At 59.4% G+C, this 21,217-nt stretch carries 17 protein-coding genes; 14 read left to right on the forward strand and 3 right to left on the reverse strand.

Annotated features, from left to right (window positions below):
- The 13 genes from BMZ36_RS03355 to BMZ36_RS03410 all read left to right on the forward strand — a co-directional run.
- Positions 1 to 1,830 (forward strand): DUF2345 domain-containing protein (locus tag BMZ36_RS03355; RefSeq protein ID WP_143085958.1); only part of this gene is annotated, 1,830 nt, incomplete at its 5' end.
- Positions 1,827 to 3,758 (forward strand): phospholipase D-like domain-containing protein, encoded by a 1,932-nt coding sequence (locus BMZ36_RS03360; protein ID WP_091191411.1) that lies wholly within the window; start codon positions 1,827 to 1,829, stop codon positions 3,756 to 3,758. The genes BMZ36_RS03355 and BMZ36_RS03360, both read left to right, overlap by 4 nt.
- A gap of 3 nt (positions 3,759 to 3,761) precedes the next feature.
- Positions 3,762 to 4,802, forward strand: a complete 1,041-nt coding sequence (locus tag BMZ36_RS03365) for an SEL1-like repeat protein (protein WP_091191413.1) — start codon at positions 3,762 to 3,764, stop codon at positions 4,800 to 4,802.
- Positions 4,803 to 4,806: 4 nt separating this feature from the next.
- On the forward strand, positions 4,807 to 4,929 hold the full coding sequence (locus BMZ36_RS14785; protein ID WP_281242181.1) for a hypothetical protein: 123 nt from the start codon (positions 4,807 to 4,809) through the stop codon (positions 4,927 to 4,929).
- Between the two features lie 20 nt (positions 4,930 to 4,949).
- Entirely contained in the window at positions 4,950 to 5,231 is a 282-nt protein-coding gene (locus BMZ36_RS03370; protein WP_143085959.1) for a hypothetical protein, read from the forward strand.
- A 16-nt stretch (positions 5,232 to 5,247) separates the two neighbouring features.
- Positions 5,248 to 5,442: a DUF6396 domain-containing protein gene (locus BMZ36_RS14845; protein ID WP_091191417.1), complete on the forward strand. Its 195-nt coding sequence runs from the start codon at positions 5,248 to 5,250 to the stop codon at positions 5,440 to 5,442.
- A 322-nt stretch (positions 5,443 to 5,764) separates the two neighbouring features.
- The gene (gene tssF / locus BMZ36_RS03380) at positions 5,765 to 7,624 is read left to right on the forward strand and encodes a type VI secretion system baseplate subunit TssF (protein ID WP_091191419.1); all 1,860 of its coding nucleotides are present in this window, start codon (positions 5,765 to 5,767) and stop codon (positions 7,622 to 7,624) included.
- Positions 7,588 to 8,619, forward strand: coding sequence for a type VI secretion system baseplate subunit TssG (gene tssG / locus BMZ36_RS03385; RefSeq protein WP_091191775.1), 1,032 nt, complete (start codon positions 7,588 to 7,590; stop codon positions 8,617 to 8,619). The genes tssF and tssG overlap by 37 nt, the downstream gene beginning before the upstream one ends.
- Positions 8,620 to 8,680: 61 nt before the next feature.
- On the forward strand, positions 8,681 to 11,326 hold the full coding sequence (gene tssH, locus BMZ36_RS03390; protein ID WP_091191420.1) for a type VI secretion system ATPase TssH: 2,646 nt from the start codon (positions 8,681 to 8,683) through the stop codon (positions 11,324 to 11,326).
- A 13-nt stretch (positions 11,327 to 11,339) separates the two neighbouring features.
- Positions 11,340 to 12,797 (forward strand): hypothetical protein, encoded by a 1,458-nt coding sequence (locus BMZ36_RS03395; RefSeq protein WP_091191423.1) that lies wholly within the window; start codon positions 11,340 to 11,342, stop codon positions 12,795 to 12,797.
- Positions 12,794 to 13,057: a PAAR domain-containing protein gene (locus BMZ36_RS03400; RefSeq protein WP_091191425.1), complete on the forward strand. Its 264-nt coding sequence runs from the start codon at positions 12,794 to 12,796 to the stop codon at positions 13,055 to 13,057. The genes BMZ36_RS03395 and BMZ36_RS03400 overlap by 4 nt, the downstream gene beginning before the upstream one ends.
- Positions 13,058 to 13,123: 66 nt before the next feature.
- Complete coding sequence (gene tssA, locus BMZ36_RS03405) at positions 13,124 to 14,239, forward strand: type VI secretion system protein TssA (protein WP_091191777.1); 1,116 nt, start codon at positions 13,124 to 13,126, stop codon at positions 14,237 to 14,239.
- Positions 14,240 to 14,516: 277 nt separating this feature from the next.
- Positions 14,517 to 15,890 (forward strand): enolase C-terminal domain-like protein, encoded by a 1,374-nt coding sequence (locus BMZ36_RS03410; protein ID WP_218142621.1) that lies wholly within the window; start codon positions 14,517 to 14,519, stop codon positions 15,888 to 15,890.
- 270 nt (positions 15,891 to 16,160) lie between these two features.
- On the opposite strand, the gene BMZ36_RS03415 is transcribed toward BMZ36_RS03410, so the two are convergent.
- Positions 16,161 to 17,201 (reverse strand): LacI family DNA-binding transcriptional regulator, encoded by a 1,041-nt coding sequence (locus BMZ36_RS03415; RefSeq protein ID WP_091191430.1) that lies wholly within the window; start codon positions 17,199 to 17,201, stop codon positions 16,161 to 16,163.
- Positions 17,202 to 17,338: 137 nt separating this feature from the next.
- On the opposite strand from BMZ36_RS03415, the gene BMZ36_RS03420 reads away from it, so the two are divergent.
- The gene (locus tag BMZ36_RS03420) at positions 17,339 to 17,872 is read left to right on the forward strand and encodes a matrixin family metalloprotease (RefSeq protein ID WP_091191433.1); all 534 of its coding nucleotides are present in this window, start codon (positions 17,339 to 17,341) and stop codon (positions 17,870 to 17,872) included.
- Positions 17,873 to 18,231: 359 nt separating this feature from the next.
- On the opposite strand, the gene BMZ36_RS03425 is transcribed toward BMZ36_RS03420, so the two are convergent.
- Positions 18,232 to 19,722 carry a YdgA family protein gene (locus BMZ36_RS03425; protein WP_091191436.1) on the reverse strand — a complete coding sequence of 497 codons (1,491 nt, stop codon included), beginning with the start codon at positions 19,720 to 19,722 and terminating at the stop codon, positions 18,232 to 18,234.
- Positions 19,723 to 19,782: 60 nt separating this feature from the next.
- On the reverse strand, positions 19,783 to 21,153 hold the full coding sequence (gene purB, locus BMZ36_RS03430; protein ID WP_091191438.1) for an adenylosuccinate lyase: 1,371 nt from the start codon (positions 21,151 to 21,153) through the stop codon (positions 19,783 to 19,785).
- Positions 21,154 to 21,217 lie beyond the last annotated feature (64 nt).

Below are 21,217 nucleotides of genomic sequence, written 5' to 3' on the forward strand. Positions count from 1 at the left end.
GTGGTGCCGGGAGTCAGTGCCGAGGCAAGGGACAGTACGGTTGCGGGGAATGGTGATTTTGCGGGAAACGGCTTGATGCCGCTGGCCGTGCCATTCCGGGCAAAACCCACGGCGCTGGGCATTCAGACCGCCACCGTGGTCGGCCCCGCCGAAGAAGAAATCCATACCGATAGCCAGGGACGCATCAAGGTGCAGTTCCATTGGCAACGCCCGAGCGAGCATCCCGAGTTCGGGGCGAATCTGGACGACAAGTCTTCCTGCTGGTTGCGGGTGGCCTACCCCAGCGCCGGCGTGGCTTGGGGGCAGCAGTTCATTCCGCGCATCGGGCAGGAGGTGCTGGTCGATTTCATCGAGGGCGATATCGACCGCCCGGTGGTGGTGGGGGTGCTCTACAACGGCAGCCATCCGACGCCGGATTTCAGCGGGGCGGGCAAGCTGCCGGCCAACAAGACGCTGTCGGGCATCAAGAGCAAGGAATACAAAGGCAGCCAGTACAACGAGCTGTTGCTGGATGATTCCACCGGGGAGGTCCGAACCAAACTCAGTAGTGAACACGCCAAGACCCAGTTGAATCAGGGCTACCTGATCCACCCCAGGACGGAAGGCAAAGGCGAACCCCGCGGCGAGGGGTTTGAACTGCGGACCGACAAGCACGGGGCGCTCCGCGCTGCGCACGGGATTTTGCTCAGCACGGAGGCGCAGAACGGGGCGAGCGGCAAGCAACTGGATCGGGTTCAAGCGCAAAGCCAGCTCGATAGTGCTTTTACCTTAGCCCAGTCCTTGGCCGAGGTTGCCACCCATCAACAGGCGGATACGGCGGAGACCGGTCAGGATGATCAGACCGTCCAGAGCGACAACAGTGCCGGCCCCAAAACCAAACAAGGCCATCTGCATCATCTGCAACACGCCTTGAAGAGCTGGGAAGCCGGGAGCAATACCGACAAGGAGGGCCAGAGCGCTTCACAACAACAGACAGGCCAACAACCGCTGATCGTACTCAGTGCCCCGGCGGGCATCGTCAGTACCACCGCCCAAGCCCAGGCCCTGACTGCCGGGACCAATCTCGATCTGATTGCGCAGCGCGATACCCATCAAACCAGCGGGCGGCGCTGGATCCACAACGCGGGTCAGCACATCAGTCTGTTCGTTCAAGGAGTCAAAGAGCAGATCAGCCTGAAACTCATTGCGGCGCGCGGGAAAATCCAGATGCAGGCGCAGGATGACAGCATCGAGATGAATGCGGCGAAGGATATAAAACAGACGGCCAATCAGAAGGTGCATGTGATGGCAGGTGAAGAAATCCTGCTCGCCTCGGGGGGTGGGTATATCCGCTTGAGGGGTGGGGATATTGAAGTGCATTGTCCCGGCAAAATCAGCATCAAGGGCGCCGCGCATATCATCGACGGGCCGGAGCGCATGAATGTGGGGCATCCCGATTTCCCGCAAGGATCAATGAAAACCCCGCTGACCGTGCAACTGGACCAATCTCCTCTTGGGTTGCAGTTGGGTTGGGCGCGCATGCCTTACCAACTGTTCGCGGATGGAGCCTTGGTTCAGCAAGGCGTACTGGATCAAAGCGCGCAACTGCAAATAGCGCACGAAGTGGTGACGCAACAATATTTGCTGAAACTGGCCAATGGCGTGGAATACCAAATCCCCGTCGCAACGGACTATACCAATCCGGAACAAGGTGAACTTGCCAACAAGGGGTTTCACAAACATCTGGCGGGCGCAGCCCCCGAGGGGGGCGCAACCGAAGCCTCGGCAGTTGCCCGCACCGACCACTACCAAACGCTGACCGGCAAACTCGCGGAAGGCGAACAAGCATGACCGAGAAAAAAGAGAAACCCAAAAAATCAGTCGCGCCCGTGGCGTTGGGCTGCACAAAGCAAGCCACCGGCACGGCGCCCTGGTTTGTTGATCGGTCGGAGTACAACCCGCTGGGCTGCAGCTTCAAGCCACTGGTGAACGGCGAAGAAACTTTCCGCGAGGTCTATAAGGCAATCGAAGCAGCCAAGAAATCGGTCTGCATTATCTGCTGGGGCTTCCAGCCTTCGATGCACTTTATTCGCGACGGCAAGCGCAAGTATCTGATGATTGGCGAGCTCTTGGAAAAGAAAGCGGAAAAAGGTGTGGTGGTGCGCGTATTAAGTTGGGCGCTGGATGTTAAAACCAGCCTGCTGGGGCATCCGATGAACGTCACCGGCATTCAACAAATCGGCGTCAAGGAATCCAACACGCCCGGTCGGTATGGCTGGATGAACAGGTGGCAAGATCGCCCCGCTTACGAGGTAGATGCGCAATATGACTATGACAAGGAGTGGTATGCGCGGTATGACGAAAAGGGAGAGTATCTTGATCGGCTGAACAAAAAAATCAGAGCCAATGCGGGCGTCAAAACGTCAGCCAACCTGCATTTCACCAGTCGCGGCTTCAGTACGGAAGACCGGCATTATCTCGACAAGAAGAAACACGCAGACGCCGGCCTGAAAAACACGACCAAGGCGCTTCTGACGGCCTTTCCCAGTCACCACCAAAAGATGGTCCTGGTGGATTATGAGGACGGCAATCTGGCTACGGGTTTTGTCATGGGGCACAACATGCTCGATGATTATTGGGATACCGACAGGCACAGCTATATCCGCTATCACTATACCCGGGGCCGCAACAGCAAGATTGGCCCGCGCCAGGATATCTCCAGCCGTGTTACCGGCCCGGTCGTGGGAGACCTGTTCAATAACTTTGCCCTTGCCTGGAAGAAAGAAACCGGGGAATCCCTGCCCCGGCCGGACTTCTCGCAGTATCCGCTACGTGGAGACAGCGGCAACTGTCCCGTTCAGGCGCAAATTCTGCGTACCCAGCCGCAATACAACACCGAAGACATCAAGAAGAGCTACCTGCAAGCCATCAACAACGCCAGCACGATGATCTACATCGAGAACCAGTATTTCCGCTGGCCGCCGTTGGCCGACAAGATCAAGGCCGTGGCCGCCAATTTGGCCGCAAAGGGTGCGGACCCGCGCAGATACGATTCGCTGTATCTCTTTGTGGTGACCAATGCGTCGAAAGAAGGGGTTGAGTCAGGCTCGGTCAACACATACCGCATGCTGGAAAACCTGGGGCGCGCCGATACCATCCCCAAAGTCACGCGTGCCGAACGCCTGGAGGTATTGAGCAAGCAACTCAGCCAGAACGAAAGCCGGGCGGCTGGTATCGGGGCGGCTTTGAACAGCCCCGAAATCGACGATCCCAAGCTCAGGCAGGATTGGGCTCAACAGCAAGCGGCGCTCGACGCCGAACGCGCCCGGCTGAAGCAGCAGAAGCGCGTTCTGGAAGACCCGAAAGAAACGATCCGCATGAAAAAAATCCCCGGCCTCAAGGTTCACGTCTGCTCCCTGGTCGCCCCGGATACCCCGGCCGGCACGCCCTGGATGGATGTGTACGTCCACGCCAAGCTGATGATCGTGAACGACGCCTTTCTCACGCTGGGGTCGGCCAACGTCAACACCCGCAGCATGGAAGTCGACAGCGAACTCAATATCGCCCTGGCTAACCCCGTCATCACCCAAGCCCTGCGCCGCCGGCTGTGGAGTCTGCATACCGGCGGCGAAGGCGCGCAGGATGATATGCCGAAGGCTTTCAAGGCTTGGGCGGACATCATCAAAAAAAACAAAGACCGCCGATCAACAGGCCAAGCGCCCGAAGCCCCGCTGGTCGAGTTCTACTATGGCAGCGACAAACGCACCAATACGGATTGACCCATGAAACCTGTCTTCTGGCTCGCCCTGCCGCTTTGCCTGTTGCTGGCGGCCTGCAACCCCTTCCATTCCAAGGAGCGCTCCGTGCCCAAGCTTGACGAGATTCGCGCCAACCTCGCGTTTACCTGCGCCTATGAAAAAGACCGCATTCCGCCCCGCGACCCGGAGGCCGACCAGCTCTACCACTATGCTCGCTGGCTGGAGCGTAACAACCTGCTCAAACCAGACCCCGCCGTCTGGCCGCAGCAGGAACGGTTATACCGCATTGCCACCGCGTATGGTCACGACAAGGCCAATCTGGAGCTGCGGGACTTGATTGCGGAAGGCAAGGCGTTCAGCGTGGGGGAAGGCAATGAAATCCTCGATCTCACCGAAGACCTGATTCGGCGCGGCATTCCCGGCGGCTATTACGACATGGGCATCTATCTGGAAGCCGGTGCCGGCGTCAAGAAAGACCCGGAACTGGCGCTCAAGTACTTCCGCAAATCTGCCGATCTGGGCAGCCCGGAGGGGCAATATCTGGTGGCGGAGAAACTGGCCCCCATCGATAGAGCCCCAGACATCGCCCGGCAGATGCGCCTGTGCGCGGCGGAGCAGGGGCATGGCGAGGCTGCGGTGATGTTGGGAGTTAATTTGTCTGGGCTAGGCCGCTACCCCGAAGCCCTTAAGGCTTTCCAGTTGGGGGTCAAGGCCGGGAATGAGAGCGCCGCGTCCTTCCTAGAACACGGATTTGAGGGCCGGCCTGCCGATGATGGGCTCTACTACCTCGGCCAAACCAAAGACCCCGAACGCGTGCGCCGTTACATGGCCATTGGCGATGTGCTGGGGCGTTATTCTTACCGCGACCCCCAAGTGCCGGATATCGACAAGGTCGTACCGCTGCCCCCGGCCAAGCTGCCGCCGTGGGACGGCACGCTGGAATGGATCAAGGCCGACGATGCCAATATTCCCCCGTCCTTGCCAAGCGAAGCGCGCATTACGGAAATGGCCCAAGCCAAGGGGCTGGACCCGCAGACCGGGCGGCCGCTCAAGGCGGGGAAATAAGCCGATGCACCGCTCGTTGGTCTGCCTGCTTGTATCCGGATTGCTGACTGCCTGCGGGTTCTCCCATTCCAAGGAGCGCTCCGTGCCCAAGCTCGACGAGATTCGCGCCAATCTGGCCTTTGCATAAACATGGGGATAAAAACACAAATGCAAAAAAATCAACCCGTCCATTATTTTAATATCATTGTTTTTTTCTGGATTATTGTGCACAAGAGCGCATACGCTGCGGACCCCAGCGGGGGGATGTTAATGATTATTATATTAGGCGTGATCGCTACATTGGCCATAATGTGGCTTATCGCCATTTGCATTTTTTTAAAAGAATGTAGAAATTATAAAAAAGGACAAAAAATCATTACAGCACTAGCACTCCTTTCGCCAATTATTTATCTCATAATTGATTACGCTGCCAGTTGTATTTCTGGTTAATTCCATGTGATTAGGCATGGTTTCAGTTAATGACGGCTGTGAATTCAAGAAAAAACAGGAGCTGGCGCTCAAGTATTTTTGCAAATATGCCGATCGAAAAATAGCAGGCGATGCCAATATCCCCCTGCCAAGCGAAGCGCGCATTGTAGAGATGGCCCAAGCCAAGGGGCTGGACCCGCAGACCGGGCGGCCGCTCAAGGCGGGGAGGTAAAGAGTGTGTGCCGATATCCGAAGCAGCACATGAATATGTGAAAGAACAAGCAAGATGATTATGACTGTTGATTTGCCAACTCAATCGATACCGGCCTGCCATGACCACAATTATTTCTGCCCATGCCTTCGAAACCGGGTACTGCCCCATCCACGGAACACCCATGGTCGCGGCGGATGATTTGGGCAAATTCGGCATGGAAATATTTGTCATGAAATGCCCGGAACCAGCGTGCGACAGGGCGGCGTTTTCTCTTGGGCATGATGGCCAATGGTTTTGCTGCTCGCGACAGGAACTATCTGATTAAGAAGACGAGGATTTGATGCTGGAGTCGTTGCTTCCCTATTACGAACGCGAACTTGGGTTTCTTCGCGAGCTTTCCGGAGAATTTGCCCGCCGCTACCCGAAGATCGCCGGGCGATTGCAGATGGAAAACGATCAGTGCGAAGACCCGCATGCGGAGCGCTTGATCGAGTCGTTTGCCCTGCTGGCTTCGCGCATCCACAAAAAACTGGATGACGAATATCCGGAGATATCTTCCAGCTTTCTGGACATGCTGTATCCGCATTATCTGAGGCCCATTCCGGCATCGACAATCGTGCAGTTCGCATGCGATCCGGTGCGGCCCGAGATCGCCCAGCGTTACCGGATTGAGCGCGAAGAAACCGTTACGGCGCCGGCCATTCAGGGGGTGACGTGCAAATTTCGCAGTTGCTACCCGGTGGATCTTTACCCGCTCTCGTTGAGCGCGGCGCGCATTGAGTTGACCGGCAGCTCGCCGTATTTGCGTCGCCAGGCTCCCGATGCCACGGCCGTACTCACGCTGGAACTGACGACGCACGGGAATCTGCAGATCAATCAAATCGGGCTGGAATCGCTCAGGTTTTTTCTCGATGGCGAGCCGGCATTGATGCATTTGCTCTACGAGCTGCTGCTTGGGCATGCCTTGCGGGTCCGGGTGGGCAACGGCAGCGACGATCCGCGCTTCATTCGGGAGTTGCCGGCGGCCAGCATTCAGCCGGTGGGCTTCGGTCGCGACGAGGGGCTGCTTGAATACGATGAGCGCTCTTTCCTTGGCTACCGCTTGCTGACCGAATACTTCAGTTGTCCGGAGAAATTTCTTTTCGTCGATTTCACGCAACTGCAAAAGGCGGCCGCCCACCTGTCCGGCGAGAAACTGGTCATTCAGTGCCTGCTGGATACTTATCCGGATTCGGAACGCCACGCACGGCTACTCAACAGTCTGAACATCAACAACCTGAAAATGGGCTGTACGCCCATCGTGAACCTGTTCGTGCAACCGGGCGAGCCCATTCGCGTGACGCACCAGAAAGAAAGCTACCCGGTCCAGACCGATGCCAGAAAGCCGCTGGCCTATGAGGTTATCCAGGTTCGCAAGGTCATGCGGGTGGAAAAAAACGAGGCTCAGGAAAATTGCCAGGAAGTCTTGCCGTTTTATGCATTGCGACATGGTTCCGAGCGCAACCCGCCCCGCTTTTACTGGCATGCCAGCCGGGAGAATTCGCCGCGGCGGGACGACAAGGGCACCGACATCAGGCTGCATCTGGTGGACCTGAATTTCTCCCCGGTGCGCCCCGCTGCAGAGGTCTTGAGCCTGGACCTGCTTTGCAGCAATCGCGATTGGCCGGAGCAGATTCCCTTCGGCGGGAATCAGGCCGGGGCACACCTGGATTTCAGCTTGCCGGGGCATGCCGTGGTCAAGCGCGTGAAACTGCTTCGCAAACCGGGGCCGTCCTTGCGCTCCCCGCTCAAACGCGGCCTGCAATGGCGCCTGATTTCGCACCTGTCGCTGAATTATCTGTCCATTGTCGATTCCGGCCGGGAAGCATTGCAGGAGATGCTGACGCTCTACAACCTGACCGACAGCCCGGTGAATACCCGGCAAATCCAGGGAATTCATGCCATCAGCAGCCAGCCCGCCGTCACCCGTGTGGCGGGGCGCGATTTCACCGGCTTCGTGCGCGGCACGGAAATCACCCTGACGCTGGATGAGGATTACTACGTGGGCACAGGCATCTATCTTTTTGCCAGCGTGCTGGAACGTTTTTTCGCGTTGTATTGCGCGCCCAACAGCTTTACGCGATTGCGGGTGCGCGCCCTGCAACGCAATGAGGAGATTGCCGCATGGCCTGCCAGAGCCGGCGAATCGCTCGTGATCTGAATCGCGAGCTTGAGCAGGATAGTAGCCAATTCAGCTTTTTCCAGGCAGTGCGGATTCTGGGGCTGACCGCGCCGAAGCGGCGGGGAGCGCTTCCGGAAAAGCTGCGTTTTCGCTCAGTGGCAACGCTGTCGTTTCCGGCCAGCGAGCTGCATGGCTATCGCCCGGCCAGGGAAGATGCCGCCCAAGCCGATTCTCTCGACGAGATGAGTGTGGCATTCATGGGGCTGGTCGGCCCCAGCGCCGCGCTTCCCGTGCACTACACCGAACTGGTGATCGAACGGCGTCTGCACAACCGCGACAGTACCTTGCATGCGTTCCTGGACTTGTTCAGCCATCGTGCCACCGCACTGTTCTACATGGCCTGGCGGAAATACCGCTACTGGATTGCCGAAGAAGCAGGCGAGCGCGACGGTTTCGCTCGCAACCTGCTCGATTTGGGCGGCCTCGGTTTGCAACGCTTGCGCGAGCAAATGCAGCAGGACATGGCGCTCGATGAAGCGGTATTCATCTACTACGCCGGCCTCCTGAACCAGAAGCCGCTATCGAGCCAGGCCTTGGTGACACTGATCGAAGGTTTCCTGGGGGTGAAGGCACAGCTTGAACAGTTCGCCGGCCAGTGGATCAGCCTGCCGGAAACCGAACAGACCCGGCTGGGAACGCAATGCTGCGAGTTGGGCGTTTCAACATTCTCCGGCAATCGCGCCTGGGATCGGCAGACCAAGCTGGAGCTGCGGCTCGGCCCTTTGCGGCGCCCGACGTTCGATGCGCTGCAACCCGATGCGCCTGCGGCCACGGCCTTGCGCGCGCTGCTGCAATTTGCGCTGGGGCATACCCTTGCCTGCAACGTCACGCTGGAGCTCGACCGGCGCGATGTGCCTCCCGCCCGGCTTGAGGCGGACAAGCCTTTGCGGTTGGGAGGGAACGGCTGGCTGGGCGATCCCACGGAACAGCAAAAACGCGACCCGGACGAAATGCGCTATGCGCTGCTGCATTAGCGGCAGGAATCACCTTCGACATGAACAGCCCCCCTTTTTGCCAGATCGATTACGGAAAAACATGACCATCCCACTTAAAGCCCTCGTCGACCGCCTGACTCCGCCCGCTCGCCGGGCGTTTGAAGATGCCGCCAGCCGTGCACTGGCCCGAACCCATTTTGAAGTCGAAATCGAGCACGTGCTGCTGGCCGTGCTGGCACAAGACAGCAATGCCGCCTTGTCCACGCTGCATACGCTCGACATGAATCCAAGCCCCGTCGAACGCGGGCTGGAAGCTGCGCTCGACGGGTTCCGTTGCGGCAATACCCGCAACCCGGTGCTGTCTTCCTGGCTGCCCAAGTGGCTGGAAAAAGCCTGGCTTTCCGCCAGCGCCGAATTCGGGCAGGAGGATATTTCGACTCTGGATCTGCTGGTGGCGCTGCTGCGCGATGCCTCCTTGCGCAACACCCTGCAGGCCAGCATGCCCATGCTGGGGACGATGGATGTGGAAAAGGCCGTTTCCGCCTATTCCACGCTGCGCCGGCACGGCGGCGAGGCTTTGGGTTCCGCCGACGCCGATCAGGCACGGTCTGCCGCGCTGCAGCCGGAGCCCGATGCGCCAAGCTGTCGTCGGGGAAGCCCTGCTCTCGACAAATACACGATCGACCTGACAGCCCAGGCGCGCGCCGGAAAAATCGATCCGGTTCTCGGTCGCGACGTTGAAATCCGCCAGATGATCGACATCCTGCAGCGCCGCCGCCAGAACAACCCCATCCTGACCGGCGAGCCCGGCGTGGGCAAAACCGCCGTGGTCGAAGGACTGGCCCGCAAAATAGTCGCCGGCGAAGTGCCGCCCGTATTGATCGGCGTGACCTTGCGCACGCTGGATCTGGGATTGCTGCAGGCCGGGGCCAGCGTGAAGGGCGAGTTCGAAAACCGTTTGCGCCAGGTCATCGATGAGGTCAAGGCAAGTACCACGCCCATCATTTTGTTTATCGACGAGGCGCATACCCTGATCGGCGCCGGCGGGGCAGCGGGCCAGAATGACGCGGCCAATTTGCTGAAGCCGGCGCTCGCGCGCGGTGAGCTGCGAACCATCGCGGCCACGACATGGGCCGAGTACAAGAAATATTTCGAGAAGGATGCGGCACTGGCCCGGCGCTTTCAGGTCGTCAAAGTGGACGAGCCCGCTCCGGAAGTCGCGGTGCAAATGGTGCGGGGCATCGCCCAGGCAATGGCCAAGCATCATGGCGTGGAGATCCTCAACGAGGCGGTCGTCAGTGCCGTACACCTGTCCAGCCGCTACATCACGGGCCGGCAATTGCCCGACAAGGCCATCAGCGTACTGGACACGGCTTGCGCCCGGGTCGCGTTGTCGAGAGCCGGCCGCCCCGCGCCCATCGAGGACATAGAGGTGCTGCTGGCCAATATCGACCGGGAAATTGCCGCCTTGCAGCAAGAGGGCGGCCATGCGGAGCGCATCGGGGAATTGCAGGCACAACGCACCGCGCTGGAAACCGATTTGCAGGCGCATCACAGTGCATGGGAGCAGCAAAAGCTACTGGTGGCGGAAATCGATGAATTGAAGACGAATCCGGCAAAACATGCCGCCAAACCGGGGCGCGGCAAGAAATTGAGCGCCCTGCAGGCCCGGCGCAACGCCCTGAAGGATTTGCAAAAGCACCAGCCGCTGGCATTCGAATGCGTGGATGAGAATGTGATCGCCGACGTGATTTCCGGGTGGACCGGCATTCCGCTCGGACGCATGGTCAGCAATGAACTGGAGCAGGTTCGGCAATTGGCCGATCTGCTGGCGCAGCGCGTCATCGGCCAGGACCATGCGCTCCGGCAAATTGCGGAACGGATCAAGATTGCCAAGGCCAATCTGGACGATCCGTCCAAACCGAAGGGCATATTCCTGCTGGTCGGCCCCTCTGGTGTCGGCAAAACCGAAACCGCGCTTGCACTGGCCGAGGCTTTGTACGGCGGCGAGCGCAATCTCATCACGATCAACATGTCCGAATACCAGGAAGCGCATAGCGTATCCGGGCTCAAAGGTTCCCCGCCGGGATATGTCGGCTACGGCGAAGGCGGCGTTCTTACCGAGGCGGTGCGCCGGAAACCCTATTCCGTCGTCCTGCTGGATGAAGTGGAAAAAGCCCACCCCGACGTGCTGGAGCTTTTCTTCCAGGTGTTCGACAAAGGGATGCTCGAAGACGGCGAAGGCCGCGAAGTCGATTTCAAGAACACCATCATCCAGCTGACGTCCAATGCCGGGAGCGAGATCGTGATGCGCGCGCTGGAGCACGGTGTTCAGGCCGGCGACGAAACCCGCTCGCCCACCCCGGACGATCTGGTTGAATTGCTGCGGCCCACACTGCAGCAAGTATTTTCCCCGGCGTTTCTCGGCCGCCTGGACATCGTTCCCTACTTCCCGATTTCCGACGACGTACTCAGGCGCATCGTTTCGCTCAAACTCGAAAAAATTCGCCGCCGCATCGCAGAAAACCACGGGGCACACGTCGAATTCCCGGAAGAACTGGTCGATCTGGTGGTGGCGCGCTGCTTGGACGTAGACAGCGGCGCACGCGATGCCGAAGCCATCCTGACCCGCACGGTACTGGCGCGCATCTCGTCCGATCTGTTGGGGCACATGGCAAGCGGCAAACCCGTGAAGAAGATTGCGGTCTCCCTCAAGGGCGATGATCTCAAGGTCAAGTTGAGCTGACGGAGCGACCGGCATGTGGCGTATTTTGGGCCTTTTCAGTGGGCTGTTCGGTAGCTGGTGGCTGCTGTTGTGGTGGGGATTGCCGATTCAATGGCAGAAGATGAATCCTTCCCCATTGCTGTTTTTGCACGTACTGCCTCCCTTGCTGCTGGGGGTGGCATGGAAAGTCTGGCAGCGTGTTCGCGAAAAACGCCTGGCGGATTCTCGGGCACAGGCCGAAGCAACCGCCGAGGCGGAACGAAAGGCCCAGCAAAACGCAGCCCGTGCGCAGCATCTGGCCATGCTCGCCGAACGGCAGCGTACCGCGCAATGCCGCGGGGTCTGGGTGCGCGCATTGCCGGTTCAGAACGAACCAGCCTGGCTGGGCGAATCGCCGCAAGGATGCCATTGGCAAATGCTTCAGGGGGACGATCTTGTTTCCGCAGATGATCCGGATGGAATCGCCAGAATCGTGGAGGACGTTCTGTCCGGGTTGTATGCCAGCCTTCCCGGCGCCGCATGGCTGCCGGTGTACTGCGAGGCACAGTTGCAGCGAGAAGGATTGGAGCAACTCGAATGGTTCCGCAACATCCTGCAGGCCAGCATCGCAGATCAGTCTTTTGAAGCACCTCCCAAAAAAATCGAAGTACGCTTTCTGCCCGGGGACGGAGCGCTGGCCGAGCGCGTATTGCAAGTGTTGCAGCAAGACCCCGGCTTGCCCGGATTGGTGGTGCTGGCCGCCGATGCGCCAAGGCTCGATTGCGATCCGGAAGAATCGGGCGAACCCGCCACCGATCCGGACATGACCCGGCACTGGCAGGGACGGCCAGGCGCGGCCATCGCTGCATTGCTTTTCTTCCGCTCCGGGCTGCCGAACCCTGTGCAGGATGAAACGCCGGCCCAGTCCGGAGTCGACGACATTTACGTTCCCTACTGGGACAAACAACAAAACGGCGCGGAGGAATCCTGGGGAGCTGTGCCTTTCCCGTTCCGGGCCGCGCTCTACGATACCCCGGTGCTGGCTGAGTTGTGTCTTGCCGAGCGCGACATGCACGCAAAAGAAAAAATCCATGCCCGGGCAGAGCAAGTCAATGCGCTGCTTGAGAACTCGCTCATCAACGCCAGGCTGAAAGATTGTCCGTTCAGCCCGGAGGAGTGCGACCCGCAGAACAACAAGGGTGAAACCATTTCCTGGCTGGTTCACAACAGTGGCGATGCTGACGTGGGCGGAGCGCGTTTGGCGGCGATCACGATGGCGCTCAATCGACAGTCGGCCATGCTCAACCCCGTCGATGAGGCAAGCAACAGTGTCCGGGAGTGGGGCGATGTCGGCTGCGCCCGTCATGCCTTGCACACCGCCCTGGCGGTCACTCATGCCGCACGGCTTGCTGCTCCTGTGGTATTGGCCGATTTTGCGCAGCCCACTTTTGCTGCCGCGTCATCAGGCGGCATCAGCATAGCCATTGTCCGGCCGATGGAGGTTGCATCATGAAACGCGTCATTCGTCTTGGAGACCCGACCAGCCATGGCGGGGTCGTTGTCAGTGCAAGCCCGCTTACCCCCGTATTCGGTGTGCCGGTAGCCCGGCTGGGCGACATGGTGAGCTGCCCGATTCCCGGTCATGGCACCTGCCCGATTGTCGAGGGCGATGCGAGCTGGATTGTCGACGGCAGGCCGGTTGCCCTGGAGGGGCACAAGACGGCATGTGGCGCCGGTTTGATTTCAACGATCGCGGAAGTGGGCCGCAGTTAGCGAATGCCCCAAGGGAAATACCCGTTCCGATCAAGTTTCCAATTTTTAGCTCAGGATCCGATGACCATGCAAAACACCAGCAACAAACTGGCCGCCTTGTTGGCCCCAGTCTCCATGGATCGCCCGGCGGGGAGCGATCTGACCTATTCGACGTTGTTTGACCAAATCCGGGAAGCCAGACGAGCAGACGATCCCTCCTTGGCGCAAGGTGAATGGGAGCAAGCGCTCAAGGCGGCCGAATGGCCCAAAGTGGCGCAGTTGTGTGAAGAGGCGCTCTGCACTCAAAGCAAGGATCTGCAACTGGCAGGCTGGTATACGGAAGCGATGACCCATACCCAAGGCTTTTCGGGGGCCAGCCTGGGATTGCGACTGGTTGTCAACTTGCTGGTGCAGTATTGGGAATCGCTTTACCCCGAACTGGATTCTTCCAGTCTGGATGAGCGGATCGGCAAACTGGAGTGGCTCAATACCCAGTTGAGCTTTGCCCTGCGCACCGTAGCGCTTATCGATCCCGAGCTCGGCGGATACGGCTGGAACGACTGGCATCAATCCAGGGAAGTCGAAAACATCGGCATCAGGAATCCCGATGCACGGGCCGCAGCCATCGCGGAGGGCAAGCTTTCCGGCGAAGTTTTCGATAAAGCCGTGCAGGCCAGCGGCGCGGACTGGTTTGCCGGATTGGCGCAGGAAGTCGATGAGCTCCAGGCGGCATACATCGAGCTGGAAGAGATCGCCAATGCACGTTTCGGAGACGAAGCCCCCAGCCTGTACGAGCTGCGCGATACCATTCGCGTGATTCAGGAAACGGTACGACGCTTCCTCTCCCAGCATGGCCTCTCCGAGACGCCGGCGCCCAAAGTCTCACCAGTACAGGTCGTCATCGAAAAAGCCAAAGCCATGGTCAACAGAATCGCCACTCCCGCCCACATTCAGGAAAGAACGGGATGCTCCGTCACTCAACAAACCGGAGTGATCGCCAATCGGGACGATGCCATTTTCATGCTGAATGAAGTCGCGCGTTATTTCAGGACCAACGAGCCGCACAGTCCTGTAGCCCCTCTCGCGGAACGAGCGGCGCACTGGGCCAGGATGTCGCTGGAAGATTGGCTGGCTCACGTGGTGAAAGATGAAAGCACACTGCAACAATTGAATGATCTGCTTGGAACAAAAAAACAGCTTTGACTGTATAAATTCAGACTTGATCTGACAGTTCCCGATTGCCAGATCAAGCATGAATTCCTGCACAGCGAGAACCCCCGTGCCACCTCACAACTTGCGCTCAAACATTGCCCGCATTTTTGTCGATCCGCACATATTGAACCGCCTGCATTTCTTCTACCATGCATGGACAGCACCATCTTCACGGGCTGTCTTGGCTTTGCGCAAAATGGTAACGTTATCATTCAAGTCATCGATCAACCAGGACACAACCAATACAACAAGCTGAACAGGAGTCAGAATGAGCACACAAAGCACCCCTATCGTGACCTCCATGCAGGTCGTCCCCGTCGCCGGTTATGACAGCATGCTGCTGAACCTGTGTGGCGCACATGGCCCGTTTTTCACCCGCAACATCGTGATTCTCAAGGACAACCGCGGCAATACCGGCTTGGGCGAAGTACCGGGTGGAGAAGGGATTCGCCAGACGCTGGAAAAATCCATTCCGCTGGTGGTGGGCCAGTCCATCGGCCAGTACAACAATGTACTGAACAGCATGCGCCAGCAATTGCTCAGCCCCACCAAGACCACGGTGCACAAGGTCACCTCCGAGAGCGAGGCGCGCGTGCTGAAGCAGCCGCACGAGATCAACCTGCGCGCGGACAACGTGATTACCGCCGTCGAAGCCGCCCTGCTCGACCTCTTGGGCCAGTATCTGGGTGTGCCGGTCGCGGCCCTGCTCGGCACCGGCCAGCAGCGCAAGGCCGCACGCATGCTGGGCTACCTGTTCTACATCGGCGACCGCAAGAAAACCACGCTCGATTACCCGGCAGGCAGCGGCGCCAGGGACCACTGGTACGGCGTCCGCAACGAGGAAGCCATCACACCGGAAGGCATCGTGCGCCAGGCCGAATCCTGCGCCGAGCTGTACGGCTTCAACGATTTCAAGCTCAAGGGCGGCGTTATGACGGGCGAGGAAGAAATCGAAGCCATCGCAGCACTGAAAAAACGCTTCCCGACCGCCGGGATCACGCTGGACCCGAACGGTGCCTGGTCGCTGCAAGAGGCCATCGATCTGTGCAAGGGCCGTGGCGACATCCTGAGCTATGCCGAAGACCCCTGCGGACCGGAAAACGGTTACTCCGGCCGCGAAATCATGGCTGAATTCAAGCGCGCTACCGGCATCCGCACGGCCACCAACATGGTCGCGACCGACTGGCGCCAGATGAACCACTCCCTCAAGCTGGAGTCCGTGGACATTCCGCTGGCCGACCCGCACTTCTGGACCATGCAGGGCTCGGTGCGCGTGGCGCAAATGTGCCAGGAATTCGGCCTGACCTGGGGATCGCACTCCAACAACCACTTCGACATTTCGCTCGCCATGTTCACGCATTGCGCAGCCGCCGCGCCGGGCGACATCACGGCCATCGACACGCACTGGATCTGGCAGGAAGGTCAGGAACGCCTGACCCGGGAGCCGCTGAAGATCGTCGGCGGAGAAGTGGCTGTTCCGGAAAAACCGGGCTTGGGCATCGACATCGACATGGCGCAGGTCGAAAAGGCCCACGAGCTGTACAAGAAAGTGGCGACCGGGGCACGCGACGACGCCATGGCGATGCAGTTCCTGGTACCGGGCTGGAAGTACGATCCGAAGAAACCCAGCCTCGGCCGCTGATTTCGAGCATCCATGAAAAATCCCCCGCTGTTTTGCAACAGCGGGGGATTTTGTTTGGGTTCGTCGTCCGGCGTAGGGCGGTGAGAGGCAGTCTGGAGCACGGGGTTCCCCCCTTTGACAAAGGGGGGCTGGGGGGATTTCGCGGCATAGCCATAACCAGCACTGCTGAAATCCCCCTCAATCCCCCTTTTGCAAAGGGGGAAGCAAGGAGCGCACACATACCATTTCTTGCATACGAAATGATACAACTTTGCATTCAGGATCAATCAGTCAAGTCGTGCCGCGCTCGACGATCTCAAACCCTACATCAATCACGCGCTGCGCCGGTTGCCCGCCATCCATTCGCGCCAGCAAGGCATTGGCCGCCAGCACGCCAATCCTGCGCTTGTCGACGCGGATCGTGGAAAGCGGCGGCATGGTGTGTTCCGAGAAATCGAAATCGCCAAACCCCATGACTGCAAGCTGCTGCGGAACGGAAATTCCGCGCGCAGCCGCTTCGGTCAGCACGCCCTGCGCCAGCGTGTCCGAGCTGCACATCACCGCGTCGAACGCCTCGCCACCAGCCAGCAGTTCGCTCAAGCCCAGTCGCCCCAAACCCATGGTCGGGAATTTGCTCACTTCGACCGTCGGCACCAATTCGATGCCCTGCGCCCGCAGCACCGCCATCGCGCCGTCGTAGCGCTTTCTGGCGCGCTTGTCGCAAGCCCAGATCATGCCAAAGCGACGACGGCCCTTGCCCAGCAGGAAGCGGGCCATGGCGGCGCCAACTTCCTCCTGCGACAGCCCGACCACCATGTCCACGGGGTTGGCGGTCAAATCCCAGGTTTCCACAATCGGGATGCCCGCTGCCTGAAGTATCTGGCGCGTTTCGTCCGAATGATCCGTTCCGGAAAGCACCACGCCATCCGGACGGCGGCTCAGGATCGCGGGCAGCAGTTTTTCTTCCTGCTCGACGGGATAGCCGGACAAGCCCAGCAGCAGTTGGTAGCCGCGAGCTTCAAGCTGGTCGCTCAAACCCTGTACGAAATCAACAAGCATCGAGTTCGACAGACGGGGAATGATCGCCGCCACGAGGCGGCTGCGCCCGGATACAAGACTACCCGCCAGCAGATTGGGGATGTAGCCCGTTTGGGCGATGGCCTCGCGCACCCTGGCGATGGTTTCCGGGCGCACGGCAGCCGGATTGTTCAGCACCCGGGAAACCGTGATCGGAGACAGGCCGGCGAGCCTCGCAACGTCCTTGATCGTGGCGCTACGCGGTCTCGGGTTTCCCGCATCGACGGAGAGCGGCTCTGGCGGAGTATCTGGCATGTGAATCCGGTGGAAATAGGCGATTTTGCAGCTCGGGATTGTAGGTTAGCGCGAAGAGATCAAAAAGAGGGGCTGTGCGCGCCAAAAAGCACGCACCAATGATTTGCGTCATGCCTCGCCCGGGGTAGACTGCGCGCATGAAACTTTTCATTTTCGCGCTGGCCTTGCTTGGATCATTGCCTGCCTCTGCCGCGGAGGATTATGCCGTCTGGCAGGACAAGCGTTTCGTGATTGCATACAACCCGAACGGGCGACCGGAAGGCATCAGCGACACGGAGGTGATCGACGCGCTGGTCCATGCCGCTGCGGTCTGGTCGCCGTGCGGCGTGCAGGTGGTGTTCGGCGGCTTTACCGGCCAGTCACTCGACCGGCTCGACGGCCGCAACGTGATCGGCTGGCAGGCAGAGTTGCCCGGCCTGATGGCGCTGACTTTGCCGCAATACCTGCGCCGCATCTTGCTCGACGCAGACATCCGCCTCAACCGCGGCCTGATTCGCGACCGGGATACACTGCGCCGAGTGGTCGCGCATGAAATGGGACATGCGCTGGGACTTTTCAACCATTCCGGCGAGCCGGACAGCCTGATGAATGAAAGGCAGTTTCAGGCGCGCGGAATAGACACACCATCGAAAGCCGATCTGGCGCTGTGCCAAGCGCGCTACCGCTGGTAAAAAACGCCCCGGTTCCGGTAATGTCGTTCACTTAAGGATTTTCGTGCGCCTGCGGCGCAGGGTTTAGGGCCGGTTCCGCCCGGCAAACGGGAAAGGGATTTGTCTCGCCAATTCCCCTTCACCCCTAGGCGAGCCCACTCCGGCGCCCCTGCGGGGTTCCCTGCGATGCTCGCAAGACGCGGCGGCTGCGCAACTCGGCCTGCGGCCTCAAACAGTGCTCGCCGAATCCCCGCGCCCTGCTGTGCTTCTCGGCGCCTTCCAGGGCGGGGCGTGCTGCATGCAGCGCTGTTCAATAAAAATGCCGCTCACTTGGCTTAAGTGAACGGCATTACCCCGGTTCCGGGGCGTTGGCTTGTCGATTACTGCTGCGTTTGAGTCACTTGAGAAGCTTGGGTTTCTTGCTGCTTCTTGCGGAACTCTTCTTCCTGCCACGGCAGCGGCACCAGAATCTCGTTGAGCGTGAACTCGCCGCTTTCCAGTGTTGCCGATGCAGACAGCAGCTCACCATCGACCTTGATGAGTTTCTGGTCGGCCAGCCGCCCGATCTGGCCTTCGACGAACTGGCTCGCGAGGTAATCAAGATCCGCTCCGCTCACGCCCGATTCCGGACCGCCGAACATGGCGCGGGTCTGCCACATGACCAGCGTTTCCACGACCTTGCGCGGAATCGAGAAATCGGCTTTGGCTGAGAGCTTGTTCACGAAATCGACCGGGTTGTCGAGGTCTTTCTCCTGGAAGCCCTTCAAGCCCACACTCGCCGAGAATTTCAGCGCTCCTTCCGGCAATTGGACTTCCAGCTTGCGGATGCCAAAGCGCGGATCGTTGGTCAGGATCGGCATGCCGTGGGCTTTGGCCAGCTTGACGATCTCGGCTGTGGCTTCCTCGCGCTTGAGCGGGCGCTTTTGCAGCTTGTTGAATTCGTCGTTGAGCTTGGCAAGCGTCGGGCCATGCAGGTGCGATGCTTCGGCCTGCAACTCGGCCGGGCCGTAGGGTTTGTCGTTGAGGATGATCCTGGCCAGGCTGATCGTCGCTTCACCGTTGATGAAATCGCCCGATTCGGCAAGCTTGGTGTTGTAGGCCAGATTTTCGAGCGCGACCTTGACCGGCAGGCCGTCAGGCACATCGAGCGAGAACCCGGCAAGTTTGGCGCTGGTCGTCCCCAGCATCATACCGGCCTTGCCGCGCTGGTGATCGACATCGAGCGTCAGGCCGCTGAAGCTGAAATTGCCCTTTTCCTTGGCCGACCCGGACATTCCGGGCGCCACCGCATTGAGCTTGACGCGATTGAAATCACCGCCGTAATCCACGGTAGCCGTTAGCCCCTGCCATTTGGCCTTGACGCCGGAAACGGCTTCTTCGTAATCGAAACCCGGCACCTTGATCTGGATAACACCATCGTCATCGAAACCGATACGGTTTTCCATTTCGATCGGTTTTTGCGCGCCAAAGAAACGCGACAGCAACTTTTGCGTTTCCGGAGCGAACTTGAATTCGGTCTGCACCACCGCCTTGGCCGGGCGAAGACTGAACTGGCCGATCAGCGGGAAGGGGCCATGCAGCACCTTGTTGCTGTAGGTCACTTCGAATTTCGGCAATTCCTGGCCTTCCTTCTCCAGGAACAGGCGATACATTTCCGGGTTGACCGCCAGCGTGACCGTTTCGGAAGAACTGAACCAGCCGCGCTGGTATTCGCGCGACTTGACCACGAAATACGGCAGATCCGACAACCATTTGTGCTGCTTGTCGAGCGTGGCTTCGACCGATTTCCCGGCATAGAAAGCGCCGCCCGCCCAGCCTGCGCAAGCGATCACCAATGCAGCGGCGCTACCCAGAACGATCTTTTTCTTCACCGTTGTTTTCCTTCTTCCGGTTTCGGGTACGGCAACGGGCGCAAGAAGCGCCCGTGTCTGTCAGATGCGATTGGCCAATTCCTCGGCCTTGCCGAGGTAGGTCCACGGCGTCAGCGCCTTGAGGCGCTCCTTCTCTGCGGGCGGGATGGCCAGATTGTCGATGAATACCGCCAGCGTTTCACGCGTCAGCCCGCTCTTGCCGCGCGTGAGCTCCTTGAGCTGCTCGTACGGGTTGGGCACGCCGTAACGGCGCATTACAGTCTGAATCGGTTCGGCCAGCACTTCCCAATTGGCGTTGAGATCGTTCTGCATCGCCTGACGGTCGGCCAGCAGCTTGTTCAGGCCCTTGAGGCAGGACGCATAACCGAGGAACGCATAACCCAGCGCCACGCCCATATTGCGCAGCACGGTGGAATCGGTCAGGTCACGCTGCCAGCGGGAAATCGGCAGCTTTTGCGACAGGTGTGCGAGCAGCGCATTGGCCAGCCCCAGGTTGCCTTCGGAGTTTTCGAAATCGATCGGGTTGACCTTGTGCGGCATGGTCGAGGAACCGACTTCGTTCTTGTTGACCTTCTGCTTGAAGAAGCCCAGCGAGATGTAGCCCCAGATGTCGCGGTTCATATCGACGAGGATCGTGTTGATGCGCAAGCAGGTATCAAACAGCTCGCTCATGTAATCGTGCGGCTCGATCTGGATCGTGTACGGGTTGAACGTAATGCCGAGCGATTCGACGAAGCGGCGGCAGAAGTTTTCCCAGTCGATTTCCGGATAAGCCGAGAGGTGCGCGTTGTAGTTGCCGACTGCGCCGTTGATCTTGCCGAGCAGCTCGATCTTTTCCAGGCGCGCAAGCTGGCGTTCCAGACGATAGGCCACGTTAGCCATTTCCTTGCCCATCGTGGTCGGCGTGGCTGGTTGGCCGTGGGTACGGCTCATCATCGGCGCATCGGCCAGTTCATGGGCCAGACCGATCAACTTGCCGGTAATTTCCTTGAGTTTGGGCAGCACGGCGATTTCGCGCGCTTCCTTGAGCATCAGCGCATGCGACAGGTTGTTGATGTCTTCGGACGTACAGGCGAAGTGAATGAATTCGCTCGCAGCGCTCACTTCCGGATTGCCGGACAAACGCTCCTTGAGCCAGTATTCAACAGCCTTCACGTCGTGGTTGGTCGTACGCTCGATAGCTTTGACCTCCAGCGCATGCTCGGGCGAGAACTGCGCCACCACGGCATCAAGCTCGGAGATGGTCGCGGCCGAGAACGGCTTGATTTCAGTAATCTCGGCCTCTGCCGCCAGCGCCTTCAGCCAGGCCACTTCGACCGTGACGCGGTTCTTGATCAGGGCATACTCACTGAAATACGGACGCAGCTCGGCAAGCTGCTTTTCATAACGACCGTCGAGCGGCGAAAGGGCGGTAAGTGCGGAAAGCTCCATGGTGCGGACGCGGCCTGTGCTGTGTAATAAAAAACGCAGCATTTTACCACAGCACACCCGCAGC

It is taken from the genome of Formivibrio citricus (genome assembly GCF_900115065.1).
GTDB classification, from domain to species: Bacteria; Pseudomonadota; Gammaproteobacteria; order Burkholderiales; family Chitinibacteraceae; genus Formivibrio; species Formivibrio citricus.